This is a genomic window from Roseibium aggregatum (assembly GCF_014692675.1).
Lineage (GTDB): Bacteria > Pseudomonadota > Alphaproteobacteria > Rhizobiales > Stappiaceae > Roseibium > Roseibium aggregatum_C.
In genome coordinates, this window is record NZ_JABFCZ010000017.1 from 12,579 (window position 1) to 29,519 (window position 16,941).

General features: G+C 63.2%; 15 protein-coding genes. 10 read left to right on the plus strand and 5 right to left on the minus strand.

The genetic code is table 11. The annotated features are described in order from the left end of the window. The first annotated feature begins 37 nt into the window (after window positions 1–37). The 8 genes from sucC to lpdA all read left to right on the plus strand — a co-directional run bounded on the left by sucC (window position 38) and on the right by lpdA (window position 10,264). Window positions 38–1,237, plus strand: a complete 1,200-nt coding sequence (sucC, locus tag HK439_RS15625) for an ADP-forming succinate--CoA ligase subunit beta (RefSeq protein ID WP_190292463.1) — start codon at window positions 38–40, stop codon at window positions 1,235–1,237. Then, window positions 1,238–2,146, plus strand: coding sequence for a succinate--CoA ligase subunit alpha (sucD, locus tag HK439_RS15630; protein WP_190292464.1), 909 nt, complete (start codon window positions 1,238–1,240; stop codon window positions 2,144–2,146). It begins immediately after the preceding gene. A 197-nt stretch (window positions 2,147–2,343) separates the two neighbouring features. After that, the gene (locus tag HK439_RS15635; protein ID WP_190292573.1) at window positions 2,344–5,322 is read left to right on the plus strand and encodes a 2-oxoglutarate dehydrogenase E1 component; all 2,979 of its coding nucleotides are present in this window, start codon (window positions 2,344–2,346) and stop codon (window positions 5,320–5,322) included. Window positions 5,323–5,390: 68 nt separating this feature from the next. Beyond that, entirely contained in the window at window positions 5,391–6,926 is a 1,536-nt protein-coding gene (odhB, locus tag HK439_RS15640; RefSeq protein ID WP_190292465.1) for a 2-oxoglutarate dehydrogenase complex dihydrolipoyllysine-residue succinyltransferase, read from the plus strand. Window positions 6,927–6,956: 30 nt separating this feature from the next. After that, a complete protein-coding gene (locus HK439_RS15645; protein WP_190292466.1) occupies window positions 6,957–7,571 on the plus strand; it encodes a LysE family translocator in 615 nt (204 codons plus the stop codon). Window positions 7,572–7,587: 16 nt separating this feature from the next. Continuing rightward, window positions 7,588–8,031 carry a hypothetical protein gene (locus HK439_RS15650; protein WP_190292467.1) on the plus strand — a complete coding sequence of 148 codons (444 nt, stop codon included), beginning with the start codon at window positions 7,588–7,590 and terminating at the stop codon, window positions 8,029–8,031. Window positions 8,032–8,052: 21 nt separating this feature from the next. Further along, window positions 8,053–8,817: an SDR family oxidoreductase gene (locus tag HK439_RS15655; protein WP_190292468.1), complete on the plus strand. Its 765-nt coding sequence runs from the start codon at window positions 8,053–8,055 to the stop codon at window positions 8,815–8,817. Between the two features lie 43 nt (window positions 8,818–8,860). Next, window positions 8,861–10,264 (plus strand): dihydrolipoyl dehydrogenase, encoded by a 1,404-nt coding sequence (gene lpdA, locus HK439_RS15660; RefSeq protein ID WP_190292469.1) that lies wholly within the window; start codon window positions 8,861–8,863, stop codon window positions 10,262–10,264. 67 nt (window positions 10,265–10,331) lie between these two features. Here lpdA and HK439_RS15665 read toward each other — a convergent pair whose 3' ends face one another. Next, a complete protein-coding gene (locus HK439_RS15665) occupies window positions 10,332–10,751 on the minus strand; it encodes a MerR family transcriptional regulator (RefSeq protein ID WP_190292470.1) in 420 nt (139 codons plus the stop codon). A gap of 84 nt (window positions 10,752–10,835) precedes the next feature. On the opposite strand from HK439_RS15665, the gene HK439_RS15670 reads away from it, so the two are divergent. Beyond that, window positions 10,836–11,468 (plus strand): cation transporter, encoded by a 633-nt coding sequence (locus tag HK439_RS15670; protein WP_190292471.1) that lies wholly within the window; start codon window positions 10,836–10,838, stop codon window positions 11,466–11,468. 21 nt (window positions 11,469–11,489) lie between these two features. On the opposite strand, the gene HK439_RS15675 is transcribed toward HK439_RS15670, so the two are convergent. From HK439_RS15675 to fsa, 4 genes are all read right to left on the minus strand, one after another. Then, a complete protein-coding gene (locus HK439_RS15675) occupies window positions 11,490–11,906 on the minus strand; it encodes a hypothetical protein (RefSeq protein WP_209011861.1) in 417 nt (138 codons plus the stop codon). A 200-nt stretch (window positions 11,907–12,106) separates the two neighbouring features. Then, entirely contained in the window at window positions 12,107–12,331 is a 225-nt protein-coding gene (rpsU, locus tag HK439_RS15680) for a 30S ribosomal protein S21 (protein WP_190292472.1), read from the minus strand. A gap of 174 nt (window positions 12,332–12,505) precedes the next feature. Continuing rightward, the gene (locus tag HK439_RS15685) at window positions 12,506–13,465 is read right to left on the minus strand and encodes a tyrosine recombinase XerC (RefSeq protein WP_190292473.1); all 960 of its coding nucleotides are present in this window, start codon (window positions 13,463–13,465) and stop codon (window positions 12,506–12,508) included. Between the two features lie 272 nt (window positions 13,466–13,737). Next, complete coding sequence (fsa, locus tag HK439_RS15690; RefSeq protein ID WP_190292474.1) at window positions 13,738–14,391, minus strand: fructose-6-phosphate aldolase; 654 nt, start codon at window positions 14,389–14,391, stop codon at window positions 13,738–13,740. A 210-nt stretch (window positions 14,392–14,601) separates the two neighbouring features. Between fsa and HK439_RS15695 the strand changes: the two genes are divergently transcribed. Beyond that, window positions 14,602–16,797, plus strand: a complete 2,196-nt coding sequence (locus HK439_RS15695) for a primosomal protein N' (RefSeq protein ID WP_268956918.1) — start codon at window positions 14,602–14,604, stop codon at window positions 16,795–16,797. The last annotated feature ends 144 nt before the right edge of the window (window positions 16,798–16,941 follow it).

The following is a 16,941-nucleotide window of genomic DNA, read 5'->3' on the forward strand; positions in this document are numbered from 1 at the left end:
AAAAACGGCGGCGGTCCTCCGCAACCGGAGGAAACGCATGAATATCCATGAATACCAGGCCAAGGCGGTGCTGAAGGAATACGGCGCGCCTGTCGCTGAAGGCGTCGCCATCTTCTCCGCCGACGAGGCGGAAGCTGCTGCGAAGAAACTGCCCGGACCGCTCTGGGTCGTGAAGTCCCAGATCCACGCCGGCGGACGCGGCAAGGGCAAGTTCAAGGAACTGGGCCCGGACGCAAAGGGCGGTGTCCGCCTGGCGTTCACGCTCGATGAAGTCGTCGCCAACGCGAAGGAAATGCTCGGCCACACCCTGGTGACCAAGCAGACCGGCCCGGCCGGCAAGGTCGTCAACCGCCTCTATATCGAGGACGGCGCCGACATCGAACGCGAGCTTTACCTCTCCATCCTGGTCGACCGCACCGTCGGCCGTCCGGCTTTCGTGGTCTCCACCGAAGGCGGCATGGACATCGAGGCCGTGGCCGAGGAAACTCCGGACAAGATCGTCACCCTGCCGATCGATCCCGACACCGGCGTGACGGCAGACGATGCCGGCAAGCTCTGCGATGCGCTCGAGCTATCAGGTGCGGCGCGCGAAGACGGCATGAAGCTGTTTCCGATCCTCTACACGGCCTTCATGGAAAAGGACATGAGCCTGCTTGAGGTCAACCCGCTGATCGTCATGAAGGACGGCCGCCTGCGCGTTCTCGACGCCAAGGTCTCCTTCGACGGCAACGCCCTGTTCCGCCATCCGGAAATCATGGAACTGCGCGACGTCACCGAGGAAGACGACAAGGAAATCGAGGCGTCCAAGTACGACCTCGCCTACGTCGCTCTCGACGGCGACATCGGCTGCATGGTCAACGGCGCGGGCCTGGCCATGGCGACCATGGACATCATCAAGCTCTACGGCGCAGAGCCGGCGAACTTCCTCGATGTCGGCGGCGGTGCCTCCAAGGAGAAGGTGACGGCCGCGTTCAAGATCATCACCTCCGATCCGAACGTGAAGGGCATCCTGGTCAACATCTTCGGCGGCATCATGCGCTGCGACGTGATCGCGGAAGGCGTGGTCGCAGCCGTTAAGGAAGTCGGCCTGCAGGTTCCCCTCGTTGTCCGCCTGGAAGGCACCAACGTGGAACTCGGCAAGAAGATCATCAACGAAAGCGGTCTCAACGTGATCGCCGCCGACGATCTCGACGACGCCGCCCAGAAGATTGTGAAAGCCGTCAAGGGGGGCGCGTAAATGTCCATTCTCGTCGATAAAGACACGAAAATCATCGTTCAGGGCCTGACCGGCAAGACCGGTACGTTCCACACGGAACAGGCGCTGCAGTACTACGGCACCAAGATGGTCGCCGGCGTGCATCCGAAGAAGGGCGGCGAAACCTGGACCTCCGGTGTCGACGCCTCCGCCACCCTGCCGATCTTTGCTTCCGTCGGCGAAGCCAAGGAAGCGACCGGCGCGGACGCCTCCGTGATCTATGTTCCGCCGGCAGGCGCCGGTGCTGCGATCATCGAAGCAATCGACGCGGAAGTCCCCTTCATCGTCTGCATCACCGAGGGCATCCCGGTTGCCGACATGGTCAAGGTCAAGGCGAAGCTGGAGAAATCCAGGTCGCGCCTGCTCGGCCCGAACTGCCCGGGCATCCTGACCCCTGAAGAATGCAAGATCGGCATCATGCCGGGCTCCATCTTCAAGAAGGGCTCCGTCGGTGTCGTCTCCCGTTCCGGCACGCTGACCTACGAGGCCGTGTTCCAGACCACCAACGCCGGCCTCGGCCAGACCACGGCAGTCGGTATCGGCGGCGACCCGGTCAAGGGCACCGAGTTCATCGACGTCCTGGAAATGTTCCTGGCCGACGACGAAACCCAGTCGATCATCATGATCGGTGAAATCGGCGGCTCCGCCGAAGAAGACGCCGCCCAGTTCCTGATCGACGAGGCCAGGAAGGGCCGCAAGAAGCCGATGGCCGGCTTCATCGCGGGCCGGACCGCTCCTCCGGGCCGAACCATGGGCCATGCAGGCGCCGTGATCTCCGGCGGCAAGGGTGGCGCGGAAGACAAGATCGCGGCCATGGAAGCCGCCGGCATCAAGGTCTCGCCGTCCCCGGCGAAGCTTGGTGAGACGCTTCTTGAAGTCCTGAAGGGCTGACCAATATTTATGCCCCACACGGAACGGAAATTGTTTACGTTTCGTAAGGCATAGTGACAGGATTGGAACGAGGCGCGAAAGTGCCTCGATCCGCATTCGAGGGGACCGGCAATTGCGCCGGTCTGAAAAGGAAACCAGTTCGGGCCGTCTGGTCCGACCGTCAGTAAAAGGGCGGAGCATACCTCCGCTGGATGGACATGGCACGGCAGGAAGCGAACAAAGTCTTCGCACTGACGTCGTTGCTTTACGGCGCCAACGCAGCCTATATCGAAGATCTCTACGCGCAATATAAGGAAAATCCGAACTCGGTCGAACCCGAGTGGCAGGATTTCTTTGCCAGTTTCCAGGACGCCAAGGAAGATGTGCTCAAGGAAGCACAGGGCGCTCCGTGGAAGCGCAAGGACTGGCCGATTGCGGCGAACGGCGATCTTGTCAACGCCTTTGACGGCAACTGGGCGCCGATTGAAAAAGAGCTCGGCGACAAGCTGAAGAAGAAGGCCGAAGCCAAGGGCGCGCCGGTCTCCGAGGCCGAAGTCCATCAGGCGACGCGCGATTCCGTCCGCGCGCTGATGATGATCCGCGCCTACCGCATGCGCGGCCATCTGCATGCGAACCTCGACCCGCTCGGCCTTGCCGCGCTGAAGGATCACGAGGAGCTGCACCCGGCCTCCTACGGCTTTACCGAAGCCGACTGGGACCGCAGGATCTTCATCGATCATGTCCTGGGTCTGGAATACGCCACGATCCGCGAGATGCTCGACATCCTCAAGCGGACCTATTGTTCCACCCTCGGGGTGGAGTTCATGCATATCTCCGATCCGGCGGCGAAGTCCTGGCTCCAGGAGCGCATCGAGGGTCCGGACAAGCAGGTCGCCTTTACCAAGGAAGGCAAGAAGGCGATCCTGAACAAGCTGATCGAATCCGAGGGCTTCGAGAAGTTTCTGGACGTCAAGTACACCGGCACCAAGCGTTTCGGCCTCGATGGCGGCGAAGCCCTGATCCCGGCCCTGGAACAGATCATCAAGCGCGGCGGCCAGCTGGGCCTGAAGGAAATCGTTCTCGGCATGGCCCACCGCGGCCGTCTGAACGTTCTCTCCCAGGTGATGGGTAAGCCGCACCGCGCCATCTTCCACGAGTTCAAGGGCGGTTCCTACGCGCCGGACGAAGTGGAAGGCTCCGGTGACGTGAAGTATCACCTGGGCGCCTCCTCCGACCGGACCTTCGACGAAAACAACGTCCACCTGTCTCTGACGGCCAACCCTTCGCACCTGGAAATCGTCAACCCGGTCGTGCTCGGCAAGTCCCGCGCCAAGCAGGACCAGCTTTCCGCGGTCGACGGCCATTGGGTCGAGACCACGGAAGTCGACCGCTCCAAGGTGCTGCCGCTGCTTCTGCACGGCGATGCGGCCTTTGCCGGCCAGGGCGTCGTGGCGGAATGTTTCGGCCTGTCGGCCCTGCGCGGCCACCGCACCGGCGGTTCGATCCACGTGATCATCAACAACCAGATCGGCTTCACCACGAACCCGCGTTTCTCGCGCTCGTCGCCCTATCCCTCCGATATGGCCAAGGTGATCGAGGCGCCGATCTTCCACGTCAACGGCGACGACCCGGAAGCGGTGACCTTCGCCGCCAAGATCGCCATCGAATTCCGTCAGATCTTCGGCCGTCCGGTCGTGATCGACATGATCTGCTACCGCCGCTTCGGCCACAATGAGGGCGACGAGCCGGCATTCACCCAGCCGATCATGTACCGCAAGATCCGCAAGCATCCGACGACGCTGCAGATCTATTCCGAGCGCCTGGTCAAGGAAGGCGTCGTCTCGGCGGAAGAAGTCGAGGAGATGAAGGCGAACTGGCGCAAGCATCTCGATGACGAGTTCGATTCCGGACAAGCCTTCAAGCCGAACAAGGCCGACTGGCTCGACGGCAAATGGTCGGGTCTGAAGCGCGCCGAAGGCGAGGACGACCCGCGGCGCGGCGCGACCGGCATTCCGATCGAGGAACTGAAGGACATCGGCCGCAAGCTGTCCCATGTCCCCGACGGCTTCAACATTCACCGGACCATCGCGCGCTTCATGAAAAACCGCGAGCGCATGATCGAGACCGGCGAAGGGATCGATTGGGCAACCGCGGAAGCGCTTGCCTTCGGCGGTCTGCTGCGCGAAGGCCACGCGGTGCGCCTGTCCGGCCAGGACTGCGAACGCGGCACCTTCTCCCAGCGTCACTCCGTGCTCTACGACCAGGAGGACGAAGGCCGCTATATTCCGCTGAACAACCTCGGCAAGGGGGCGGCCCGTTACGAGGTCATCAACTCGATGCTCTCCGAAGAAGCGGTGCTTGGCTTCGAATACGGCTATTCGCTGGCCGAACCGAACGCGCTGACCCTGTGGGAAGCCCAGTTCGGCGACTTCGCCAACGGCGCGCAGGTGGTCTTCGACCAGTTCCTGTCGTCGGGCGAGCGCAAGTGGCTGCGCATGTCCGGCCTGGTCTGCCTGCTGCCGCACGGCTACGAAGGCCAGGGGCCGGAGCATTCCTCCGCCCGTCTGGAGCGTTACCTGCAGCTTTGCGCGGAAGACAACATGCAGGTCGCCAACTGCACGACGCCTGCGAACTACTTCCACATCCTGCGCCGGCAGCTGAACCGCGACATCCGCAAGCCGCTGATCCTGATGACGCCCAAGTCGCTGCTCCGGCACAAGCGCTGCGTCTCCAAGATCAATGAACTGGCCGCGGACACCTCGTTCCACCGCCTGCTTTGGGACGATGCGGAAATGGGGACGTCCGAAACCAAGCTGGTGGCCGACGACGAGATCCGCCGCGTCGTCATGTGCTCCGGCAAGGTCTATTACGACCTCTTGGAAGAACGTGAGAAGCGCGGCATCGACGATGTCTATCTGCTGCGCGTCGAACAGCTCTATCCGTTCCCCAAGAAGGCTCTGGCGAAGGAACTCAACCGCTTCAAGAATGCGGACATGGTCTGGTGCCAGGAAGAGCCGAAGAACATGGGCAGCTGGTTCTTCGTCGAACCCTATATCGAATGGGTCCTCAACCAGATCGGCGCGAAGACCAGGCGGCCGCGCTATGCGGGCCGGCAGGCATCGGCGTCGACGGCGACCGGTCTCATGTCGTCCCACCTCGCCCAGTTGCAGGCATTCCTCGACGCGGCGTTTGAATAATCAGGCGGAGGCTGGCAACAGCCTCCTGATCACCGGAACTGGCCAGGCAAACTTAAGAGAAGGCGACCATGGCAACCGAAATTCGCGTGCCCACACTGGGTGAATCCGTATCCGAAGCTACCATCGCCCAGTGGTTCAAGAAGCCGGGCGATGCCATCGCCGCAGACGAACCGCTGGTGGAGCTGGAAACCGACAAGGTGACCGTCGAGGTTCCCGCACCGGCGGCCGGCACACTGGAAAGCATTGTCGTCAACGAAGGCGATACGGTTGAAGTCGGCGCCCTTCTCGGCCAGATCGCCGAAGGCGGCGCAGCCGCGGCAGCGAAACCGGCCAAGGCGGAAGCCAAGGCAGAAAAGCCGGCAGCCGCTTCCAAGGCCGCCGAGCTCGTCGATGTCGTCACGCCGAGCGCAGGCGAATCCGTCACCGAGGCGGAAGTCGGCGAATGGAGCGTGAAGGTCGGCGATAAGGTCAAGGCCGACGACGTGCTGGTGGAACTGGAAACCGACAAGGCTGCCCAGGAAATCCCGGCGCCGGTCGCAGGCACCGTGGTCAAGATCGTTGCCAAGACGGGCGACACCGTCGAGCCCGGCAACCTGTTGTGCCAGATCGATGCCAGCGGCGCCGCCGTTACCGCTGCCCCCTCTGAAACAACTCCGGCTGAAGCTGCACCGGCAGCAGCACCCGCTCCGGCCGCAGGCGGCTCGTCCATGCCGCCGGCACCGTCGGCCTCCAAGATGATGGCTGAGAAAAACCTTTCCGCCGATCAGGTTGCCGGCTCCGGCAAGCGCGGCCAGGTGCTCAAGGGCGACGTCATCGCCGCTGTCCAGTCCGGCATCACCAGCGCGGCAGCGCCCGCACCGTCCACTCCGGCGATCGCCCGCGGTCCCGTGGCAGCCGAAGACGAAGCACGCGAGGAACGCGTGCGCATGACCAAGCTGCGCCAGACCATTGCGCGCCGCCTGAAGGACGCCCAGAACACGGCGGCCATGCTGACCACCTACAACGAGGTCGACATGGGCCCGGTCATGGAACTGCGCAAGCAGTACAAGGACCTGTTCGAGAAGAAGCACGGCGTCAAGCTCGGCTTCATGGGCTTCTTCACCAAGGCGGTCTGCCACGCGCTGCAGGAAATCCCGGCTGTGAATGCCGAGATCGACGGCACGGACATCATCTACAAGAAGTTCTGCCACGTCGGCGTGGCCGTCGGCACCGACAAGGGCCTGGTGGTCCCGGTCGTTCGCGATGCCGACCAGATGTCGATTGCCGAAATCGAAAAGGAAATCGGCAACCTCGGCCGCAAGGCCCGGGACGGCAAACTGGGCATGGCTGATATGACCGGAGGGACCTTCACCATCTCCAATGGCGGGGTGTATGGTTCGCTCATGTCGTCGCCGATCCTGAATGCGCCGCAGTCCGGCATCCTGGGCATGCACAAGATCCAGGACCGTCCGATGGCCGTGAACGGTCAGGTGGTCATCCGGCCGATGATGTATCTGGCGCTGTCCTACGACCACCGTATCGTCGATGGCAAGGAAGCCGTGACCTTCCTGGTCCGCGTCAAGGAAAGCCTGGAAGATCCGCAACGCCTCGTTCTGGATCTCTAATAAAGACCTGAACCCGGGGAGAGCCGGATCATGAGCCTGGAGTTTCTTATCACCGCCCTTGTGGTCGTCCTGGTGCCTGGCACCGGCGTGGTCTACACCGTGGCGGTCGGGCTCGGAAAAGGGCGGCTGGCTAGCGTGGCGGCCGCCATCGGCTGCACCTTCGGCATTCTGCCGTCCATCCTGGCCTCCGTCCTCGGACTGTCCGCCCTGCTGCATGCAAGCGCCCTCGTGTTTCAGGTCCTGAAATACGCGGGCGTTGCCTATCTGCTTTATCTGGCCTGGCAGACCCTGAAGGACCGGGGCCCGATGGACCTGAAGGCGGACGATCGCGCTGAAAAGTCGTCGGTCTCGATCGCCGTGACCGGGGCCCTGATCAACATTCTCAACCCCAAGCTGACGGTCTTCTTCCTGGCGTTCCTGCCGCAGTTCGTGGCCCATGACGCGGCCCATCCGGTTGTCGACATGCTGGCCATGGGCGGCGTGTTCATGGCCATGACCCTTGGCGTCTTCATCGTCTATGGCCAGTTCGCCGGCCTTGTCGGTCAAAGGGTGCTCGGAAGCGAGCGGGTCTTGACCTGGATGCGCCGTTCGATCGCAGCGACCTTCGCCGCCTTCGGTTTGCGGCTGGCCCTGACGAACCAGTGACGGGGAGGACGTCGCGATGAAACTGGATATCCCGGCACACGATCGCGCGGGCCGCACCTTTCGGGCAATATTCCGGGGTGCCGTTCTTGCCGTGACGGCCCTTCTTATTCAGGCTTCCGTCTCCTTCGGTCTTCTGCCGTTTGACGGGCAACGTGCCGAAGCCGCCTTCAAGGCCGTCTATCTGGCGAACCTGGAAGGCACCTATGCCGTGGACGGCCGCAACACGGACGGCTCGCGCTACAGCGGACGCGTGTTCATCACGGTTCAAGGCGACACGGCCCACTTCCGCTGGGAAATCGCCGGCCAGACCTATCGCGGGCAGGGGACGCTCAACGGAACCGTTCTGACCGTCGACTGGGGTGCGCAGGATCCGGTGGTCTATCAGGTCAATCCCGATGGCAGCATGGACGGCGTGTGGGCCGGCGGCAGGGCGTCGGAACGCCTTGTGCGGCTTAAATAGAAGAACCGGGCGGGCAAGACAGTGACACTTTCCGAAAATGTGGTCCTGGTAACCGGCGGCAGCCGGGGCATCGGCGCGGCCGCCTGTCTGCGGGCCGCGGAGCTCGGCCACGCGATCATGGTCAATTACGTGTCGAACAGACAGGCTGCCGAAGAGGTCGTCGCGCAGATCGAACGGTCCGGCGGCAAGGCCCGGGCGATCCAGGGCGACGTTCAGTCGGAAGCCGATGTGCTGGCCATGTTCGCCGCCTGCGATGACTTCGGCCGGCTCGTCGGGCTGGTCAACAACGCCGGCGTGGTGGACCGTCCCCAGCGCGTCGACGAGATGACCCTCGACCGGCTGAACCGCATGTTTGCCATCAATCTGACCGGGTCTTTCCTGTGCGCCCGCGAGGCGGTGAAGCGCATGTCGACCCGCCACGGCGGCAAGGGCGGCGCCATCGTCAATCTCGGATCGGCGGCCTCCAAGCTGGGTGCCGCGAACCAGTATGTGGATTATGCCGCCGCCAAGGGCGCCATCGACACCATGACGGTTGGCCTCGCGCGTGAAGTCGCCACGGAAGGCGTCCGCGTCAACGCGATCCGCCCCGGCATCATCGACACGGAAATCCACGCCTCAGGCGGCCTGCCCGGGCGGGTGGCGGAAATCACATCGTCCCTGCCCATGAAGCGGCCGGGCACGGCGGACGAGGTGGCCAGGGCCATCAAGTGGCTCCTGTCCGATGAAGCCAGTTACACAACCGGCGCGATCCTGGACGTCTCCGGCGGCCGCGCCATACTTCCCTGATTGAACGCAAACAGTTTCAAGAGCAAAGGCAGAGGCAACCGAAATGTCCCAATACGATCTCGTCGTCATCGGAACCGGCCCGGGGGGCTATGTCTGTGCGATCAAGGCAGCCCAGCTCGGTCTCAAGGTGGCCGTTGTCGAAAAGCGCGCCACCCATGGCGGCACATGCCTCAACATCGGCTGTATCCCGTCCAAGGCGCTGCTGCATGCTTCCGAAATGTTCGAGGAGGCCGGCCACGGCTTAGACGTTCTCGGGATCAAGTTGAACAAGCCGAAGCTCGACCTGCCGGTCATGATGAAGCACAAGCAGGACGTGATCGACGCCAACGTCGGTGGGGTCGGCTTCCTGTTCAAGAAGAACAAGATCGACGCCTTTCACGGCATCGGCAAGATCCTGGCCGCCGGCAAGGTCGAGGTGACCGCCGAGGACGGCAAGGTCTCCCAGATTGAGGCGAAGAACATCGTCATCGCCACCGGCTCCGACGTCATGCCGCTGCCGGGTGTGGAGATCGACGAAAAGCAGGTCGTCTCCTCCACCGGCGCGCTGGAGCTGGAAAAGGTTCCGGGCAAGCTGGTCGTTGTTGGCGGCGGGGTGATCGGTCTCGAACTGGGCTCCGTGTGGAACCGTCTCGGCTCCCAGGTCACCGTGGTCGAGTTCATGGACAAGATCCTCGGACCGATGGACGGCGACGTCTCCAAACAGTTCCAGCGCATGCTGAAGAAGCAGGGCATGGAGTTCAAGCTGTCCTCGAAGGTGACCGGCGTTGCCAGGAAGGGCAAGGGCCTGGCGGTGACGGTCGAACCGGCAGCCGGCGGTGACGCGGAAACCATCGACGCCGATATCGTGCTGGTCGCCATCGGCCGCCGGCCCTACACCGAGGGTCTGGGACTGGAAGAAGCCGGTGTCGCGCTCGACGAGCGCGGCCGTGTCAAGACCGACGGTCACTACCGCACCAATGTGGACGGCATCTATGCCATCGGCGATGTGATCGTTGGGCCGATGCTGGCGCACAAGGCCGAAGACGAGGGCGTTGCGCTCGCCGAGATGCTGGCCGGACAGGCAGGCCATGTGAATTACGACGTTATTCCGGGCGTGGTCTACACCCAGCCGGAAGTGGCTTCCGTCGGAAAGACCGAAGAGGAACTGAAGGCTGCCGGCGTCAACTATAAGGCCGGCAAGTTCCCGTTCGCGGCCAACGGCCGGGCGCGCGCCATGAACCACACGGATGGGTTCGTTAAGGTTCTGGCCGATGCGGAAACGGACCGGGTGCTCGGTGCCCATATCGTCGGCTTCGGCGCGGGCGAGATGATCCACGAGGTTGCCGTCCTGATGGAATTCGGCGGCTCGTCGGAAGATCTCGGCCGCACCTGCCACGCGCACCCGACCATGTCGGAAGCCGTCAAGGAAGCGGGCCTCGCCACCTTCTTCAAGCCGATCCACACCTGATCGGAAGACAATGGATTGACGAGAAGGCCGGGCAATCGCCCGGCCTTTTTTTATTCGACGGCGATCGTCAATGCTCTCCGGCGCACTGGCCGTGATCGCCGAAGGCTTTCAGGATGGAGCAGTCGGCGACCTGGTGACTGCCATCGCAACTGGTCGCAATACGGGCAAGTTCGCTTTCAAGCTTTTTCAGATGTGAGATCCGCTGCCGGACGGCTGCAAGCTGTTCATTCGCGATCCGGTTGGCATCGGTGCACAGACGATCGGGATGTTCGCTCAGTTCCAGGAGCTTGCGGATCGCCGCCATGGGCAGTCCCAGGTCCCGGGCATGCTTGATGAAACCGAGCCTGTCGAGATCGGCCTCGCCGTAGCGCCGCTGGTTGCCTTCGCTGCGCACGGGTGCTGCGAGCAGGCCTTCCTTTTCATAGTACCGGATCGTCGGGATCTTGACGCCGGTCTGCCGGGACATGTCGCCGATCGAAAAATCCATATCCGCCTCTTGAAGCTCTAGTCGCTATAGATTGTAGATGGGAAGCAGACAGGGCTTTGACACCGGAAACAAGGAGAATCTTTCATGGGATCCTGCTGCGGACATGATCACTCGGCCACGTTTGACGGCCTTTCGGCCGACTACAAGCGCCGGCTCTGGCTCGTGATCGCGCTCAACGGCGGTATGTTCCTGGTGGAAATGATCGCGGGTCAGGCGGCGGGCTCCAAGGCGCTTCAGGCCGATGCGCTCGATTTCTTCGGCGATGCGGTCACCTACGGCATGTCGCTGGCGGTGATCGGTGCGTCACTGAAAATCCGCTCGACGGCGGCCCTGATCAAGGGCCTGAGCCTGTTGCTGATGGGGCTCTGGGTCGCCGGATCGACGGCCTACCAGGTGCTGGTCTTCGGCATGCCCGAAGCGAGTGTCATGGGCGCGGTCGGCTTCCTCGCCCTGATCGTCAACCTGTCGAGTGTGCTTCTGCTGGTCCGCTACAAGGATGGCGACGCGAATGTCCGCTCCGTCTGGCTGTGCTCGCGCAATGATGCCATCGGCAACGTGGCGGTGATGCTGGCAGCCCTCGGCGTCTGGGGCACAGCGACCGCCTGGCCGGATCTTATTGTCGCCGGCCTGATGGCGTCCCTGTTCCTGAATTCCGCGGTCCAGATCCTGGCGCAGTCGCTGCGCGAATTCCGCCACGGTCATCCCAACGCCCTTTGAGCCGTTGGAGAAAGACCCCGCCTATTTGAGCCTTAGATTGTAGGTCTGTTCTTCGCGCGGCAGGGACCGGTCGTAGGGAATATCCACGACCTGGGCGTCCAGGATGTCGCCGAAACGGCGGACCCGGATCACCTTGCCGCTCAAGAAACCGAGAAGGGCCACCTGCAGGCCGCCGCCGTCGCGTGCTTCAGCCCGGGTCCAGCCCCATTTGCAGTCGCGTGGGATGCAGGACGTGAAGGCGCGGATGCGGCTGTCGACCCTACCGTCGTGGCAGCTCGATTCGATCTCGATCCGGGTGATTTCCTTCGGTTTGGCATTCGGATTGACCCAGACGCCGTCCTCGGGAAGCGGGCAGTAGATTTGCGCCCCGGCCGGGCCGGCCAGACCGACAAGAACCGGGATCAGGAACATAAACAGGAAAGCGCATCGGCTTGGCATCGGGCATCTCCGCGCGCCAAGGATGCAGGCCTGGTGTGAACGAATTGTTAAGATATTTTAGCGTCCGCCCCGTGCCGTCTGTGAACTCCGGACAATTCCCCGGATCCGGCACGGTGACATTCGTTCAGACACGCCAAAACCCGGCGCGCAGGCTCGAATGAGCCGCGCGGTCCGGGATTTAAGCAGGTGTCGAAAACGAATTAACGCTTGCGGCCGCCGGCAATGATGCCTTCGCGCTGGGCGAGCTTGCGCGCAGCCTTGCGGGCGCGGCGGACAGCTTCAGCCTTTTCACGGGCGCGTTTTTCGGACGGCTTTTCGAAGGCCCGGCGGGTCTTCATTTCACGGAATACGCCTTCGCGCTGCAGCTTCTTTTTCAGGACGCGGAGGGCTTGATCGACATTGTTATCGCGGACGAGGACTTGCAAGTTGTCTCCTGACTTCTTGTTGGCGACTAGGTCCCGTTTCAGGGCGTTGCGCCGGTTGGCGGAGGGAGGACCCTCCCATGAAGGCCGGGACACTACCACTTTCTCGGCAGAATGCACCCCCTAAGTCCCGGAAAAACACGGATTGCAGGGCGTTTTTTTGCTTTTTATGCAGCTTCAGCTGCGCGGATGGGCCCGGTCGTAGGCTTCCAGCAGCCGGGCGCTGTCGATTTCTGTGTAGATCTGCGTACTCGACAGGCTGGCGTGGCCGAGCAGTTCCTGGATCGTACGCAGGTCGCCGCCGCCGGCCAGAAGATGGGTCGCGAAGGAATGACGTAGCGCATGGGGCGTCGCACTCTTCGGCAGGCCGAGCGCGCCGCGCAGCTTTTCCATGGCGAGCTGCACCAGGCGCGGATTGAGCGGCCCGCCGCGCGCGCCGACGAACAGCGGTCCGTCCTTCGAAATCCCGTAAGGACAGAGATCCAGATAGGCGTCGATCGCTTCCGTGACGACGGGCAGGATCGGCACCAGCCGTTCCTTGCCGCCCTTGCCCTTGATCTTCAGTGTCTTCGTGCCCTTTCGCGGCGCGGTGCCGCCGGTGAGTGACAGGGCCTCCGACAGGCGCAACCCGCAGCCGTAAAGAAGCGTCAGCACCGCGGCGTTGCGCGCCTCGATCCAGGGTTCGCTTTCCATGGCGAGATCGCCCCCGGTGATATCCCTTGCATCGCGCGCCGAGACCGGTTTGGGCAGGGACCGGGGCTGCTTCGGCGGCCGGACCGCACCGGCGGCCGCCGCATTGACCTCGCCGCGCCGCTCCAGGAAACGCAGGAAGGACCGGATGCCGGCAAGCCCGCGTGCCAGCGACCGGCTTTGGGTTCCCCCTTGGCGCCTGCGGGCCAGGAAGGCCCGGAAATCGGCCGGTTTCAACGCCTTGATATCCTTCAGCGCCGGTGCGCCGCCCAGGTGATCGGTGAGGAACCGTAAAAACTGCCTGAGATCGCGCTCATAGGCGATCAGCGTCTTGTCGGACAGCCGGCGCTCATCGGCAAGATGGTCCAGCCACAGACCGACCCTCTGATTGAGGTCGGGGCGGGCGGTGACGAGCAGGGTGTCGGTATCTGCGGAGGTCGGAGACATAGGCCGAGGATAAGACCATGAACCCAATCGTTCGGTTAACGGCGTAATCTGTTCGACAAAACCCTCCCCTCTCGATAGTCACCCCGGCCAAGCGAAAGCGCGAGCCGGGGCCGGGGAGGCAAAAGCCTGACGAATAGGGCGGTTGGAACTTACAAAGCCCTCGGCTCGCCGGTCCCGGGTCTCACTGGCGTTCGCCCGGGATGACCAAATTGAAGTTTGGAATAAAAAAGCCCGGCCGGAACCGGGCTTTCAAATCCGAGGGCCTGTAGGCCTTAAAGAATACTCTGACCGGTCTTGGCCCAGTCCGCAAGAAAGGCTTCAAGTCCCTTGTCGGTCAGCGGATGCTTGACCAGGCCTTTCAGCGTTGCCGGCGGCACCGTCGCGACGTCGGCGCCGATGATGGCGCAGTCCCGGACGTGGTTCGCGGTGCGGATCGAGGCGGCGAGGATCTGGGTGTCGAAGTCGTAATTGTCGTAAATGACCCGGATCTCGCGAATCAGCTCCAGCCCGTCGAGGTGGATGTCGTCGAGGCGGCCGATGAACGGCGAGATGTAGGTCGCGCCGGCCTTGGCGGCCAAAAGCGCCTGGTTGGCGGAAAAGCACAGGGTGACATTGGTCTTGTGGCCGTCGCCGGTCAGCGTCTTGCAGGCCTTCAGACCGTCGAGCGTCAGCGGCAGCTTGATCACCACGTTGTTGGCGATCTTCACAAGTTCCCTGGCTTCCTTGATCATCGTGTCGTAGTCGGTTGCGGCAACCTCCGCCGACACGTCGCCGTCGGTGATGGAACAGATCTCGGCGATCACTTCCTTGAATTGCCGGCCGCTCTTGGCAACGAGCGAGGGATTGGTGGTGACGCCGTCGAGCAGGCCGGTTGCGGCAAGCTCCTTGATTTCAGCGGTGTCAGCCGTATCGACGAAAAATTTCATGGGGTTCTGCTCCCGTTGGGCGCGCCGGCGAAGCGGCAAATTTGGACGGGCCAGGCAAATGGCCCGTTGAATGTTTCTCTGCTCGCGGTTTCTTTACCGTAGGATGCGGTTAAGAAGAACCCCGCGATTCGAGATTGGGTGCGATTTTTGCGGTACGTACCTCAAAAATCGCAAAAAGAGCCTCAGGAAGCAGGACGAAGGAAGCCGGTGCTGTTTGATGACGACCCGTTGCAGCGTGAGACCATCGCCAGTGTGATGGTGCCGGTCGCCGTACCCGGTCCCTATACCTATAAGGTGCCGCCGGGCGTCAGCGTCGTGCCGGGAACCATCGTCCGCGTTCCGTTGGGCCCCCGGGAGGTGCTCGGCGCCGTCTGGGACAATGAGCCGGATCCGGCGATCAATCCGAAGAAGCTGAAGTCCATCTCTCATGTCTATGAAGGTGCCCGGCCGCTGGACAAGGATCTGCGCCGGTTCATCGACTGGGTGGCGAACTGGACCCTTGCGGCGCCCGGCATGGTCCTGCGCATGGTGCTCAGGTCCGAAGAAGCTCTGGAGGAGGAGCCGCCCGTTGCCGGCGTTCGCAAGATCGAAGGGGCCGCACCGGAACGGATGACGCCTGCCCGCAGCCGGGTGCTGGAAACCATGGAGGACGGCTTCGCCTGGACCAAGAGCGGTCTTGCCCATGCCGCCGGGGTGTCTCCTTCCGTGATCGACGGATTGCTGCACCAGGAGGTCCTGGAGGTCGTCTCGCTTCCGGCCGCGCCGCCGCCGCCGAAACCGCAGGTGGATTTCTGCAAGCCCGACCTGACGCCGGCCCAGAGGGAAGCCGCCGACGGGCTGATCGAAAGCTTCGACAAGGGCGCGGCCGTCTCCCTGATCGACGGGGTGACCGGTTCCGGCAAGACCGAAGTCTATTTCGAGGCCGTGGCCGAGGCGCTCAGGCGCGACCGGCAGGTGCTTGTGCTTTTGCCGGAAATCGCGCTCACCGAGCAGTTCCTGCGCCGGTTCGAGCAGCGCTTCGGCGTCTACCCGGCCGAATGGCATTCAGAGGTCAGCCCGAAAAACCGGGCCCGCACCTGGCGCGGTGTCGCTTCCGGCGATGTCCGGGTCGTGATCGGTGCCCGCTCCGCCCTGTTCCTGCCCTATCTCGAACTCGGCCTGATCGTGGTCGACGAGGAACACGATTCCGCCTTCAAGCAGGACGACCGCGTGCCCTATTCGGCCCGCGACATGGCGGTCGTGCGCGGCCACATCTCCCGCTTCCCCGTGGTGCTGGCCTCGGCAACGCCGTCGATCGAAAGCCGGGTCAACGCCGACATGGGCCGCTACCGGCGCTTCGTCCTGCCAGAACGGGCCTCCGGCGCTGCCCTGCCGGAGCTGAAGGCGATCGACATGCGCCATCAGGGGCCGGAGCGGGGGCGCTGGATCGCGCCGGAACTGCTTGTCGCTATGAAGGAGGCCTTTGCCGACGGCGCCCAGACGCTTTTGTTCCTGAACCGGCGCGGTTACGCCCCTCTGACACTTTGTCGCACCTGCGGCCACAGGTTCCAGTGTCCCCATTGCAGCGCCTGGCTGGTCGAGCACCGCTTTCAGGGGCGTCTGGTCTGCCACCACTGCGGCCATAATGAAAAGGTGCCCGAAAGCTGTCCTTCCTGCGGCAGCGTGGATTCGCTCATCGCCTGTGGACCGGGTGTGGAAAGGGTCGCCGAAGAGGTCGCGGACCGTTTTCCTGAGGCCCGCACCCTCATTCTGTCTTCCGATCTGCCCGGCGGGCCGGACCGGTTGCGCCGGGAGATGAAGATCGTCGAGGAAGGCGGCGCCGATATCGTGATCGGAACCCAGCTCGTCGCCAAGGGACACAATTTTCCGAAAATGCGCCTGGTCGGTGTGATCGATGCGGATCTCGGCCTGGCCCACGGCGACCCGCGGGCGGCGGAAAAAACCTTTCAGCTCCTGGCCCAGGTGACCGGCCGTGCCGGCCGCGTAACCGGAGGCGGCAAGGGCTTTCTGCAGACCTATTCGCCGGACCACCCGGTCATCAAGGCCCTGCTGTCCTCCGACAGGGACGCCTTTTACGAGGCGGAAATCGCGGCCAGGCAGGCGGCCGGACTGCCGCCTTTCGGCCGCCTCGCGGCGATTGTCGTCTCCGGTCCGGACAAACGCTTCGCCGAGGATTTCGCCCGCGCCTTTGTCCGCGCCGCTCCGAGGGAGCCGGCGATCACGCTGCTGGGCCCGGCGGAAGCGGCCCTTGCCATGGTGCGCGGACGTTACCGCTACAGGCTCCTGGCGATGGCGCCCCGGCAGCTGGATCTGCAGGCTTACCTGCGCGCCTGGCTGGAGCAGGCGCCCCGGCCGGTGAAGGGATTGAGGGTGCAGGTGGACATCGATCCGCAGCACTTTTTATGAGACGAAACGAAAAAAGAGCCAGAAATCGCCGGACACCGCCATTTGGCGAAGTTGCACACTTAGAAACCCTGTGCTAAGTGAGGCGCGGCTTTGGGGGAACGGTTTAACCGTCATACCTTCTGACCCTGAAATCATTAATTATTT

Excerpts from the sequence above, each read along its gene's own strand:
- HK439_RS15685 (WP_190292473.1), bottom strand. The coding sequence starts at position 13,465 with ATGTCTCCGACCTCCGCAGATACCGACACCCTGCTCGTCACCGCCCGC.
- sucD (WP_190292464.1), top strand. The coding sequence starts at position 1,238 with ATGTCCATTCTCGTCGATAAAGACACGAAAATCATCGTTCAGGGCCTG.
- HK439_RS15675 (WP_209011861.1), bottom strand. The coding sequence starts at position 11,906 with ATGCCAAGCCGATGCGCTTTCCTGTTTATGTTCCTGATCCCGGTTCTT.
- sucC (WP_190292463.1), top strand. The coding sequence starts at position 38 with ATGAATATCCATGAATACCAGGCCAAGGCGGTGCTGAAGGAATACGGC.
- HK439_RS15635 (WP_190292573.1), top strand. The coding sequence starts at position 2,344 with ATGGCACGGCAGGAAGCGAACAAAGTCTTCGCACTGACGTCGTTGCTT.
- HK439_RS15645 (WP_190292466.1), top strand. The coding sequence starts at position 6,957 with ATGAGCCTGGAGTTTCTTATCACCGCCCTTGTGGTCGTCCTGGTGCCT.
- lpdA (WP_190292469.1), top strand. The coding sequence starts at position 8,861 with ATGTCCCAATACGATCTCGTCGTCATCGGAACCGGCCCGGGGGGCTAT.
- odhB (WP_190292465.1), top strand. The coding sequence starts at position 5,391 with ATGGCAACCGAAATTCGCGTGCCCACACTGGGTGAATCCGTATCCGAA.
- HK439_RS15670 (WP_190292471.1), top strand. The coding sequence starts at position 10,836 with ATGGGATCCTGCTGCGGACATGATCACTCGGCCACGTTTGACGGCCTT.
- HK439_RS15650 (WP_190292467.1), top strand. The coding sequence starts at position 7,588 with ATGAAACTGGATATCCCGGCACACGATCGCGCGGGCCGCACCTTTCGG.
- fsa (WP_190292474.1), bottom strand. The coding sequence starts at position 14,391 with ATGAAATTTTTCGTCGATACGGCTGACACCGCTGAAATCAAGGAGCTT.
- HK439_RS15665 (WP_190292470.1), bottom strand. The coding sequence starts at position 10,751 with ATGGATTTTTCGATCGGCGACATGTCCCGGCAGACCGGCGTCAAGATC.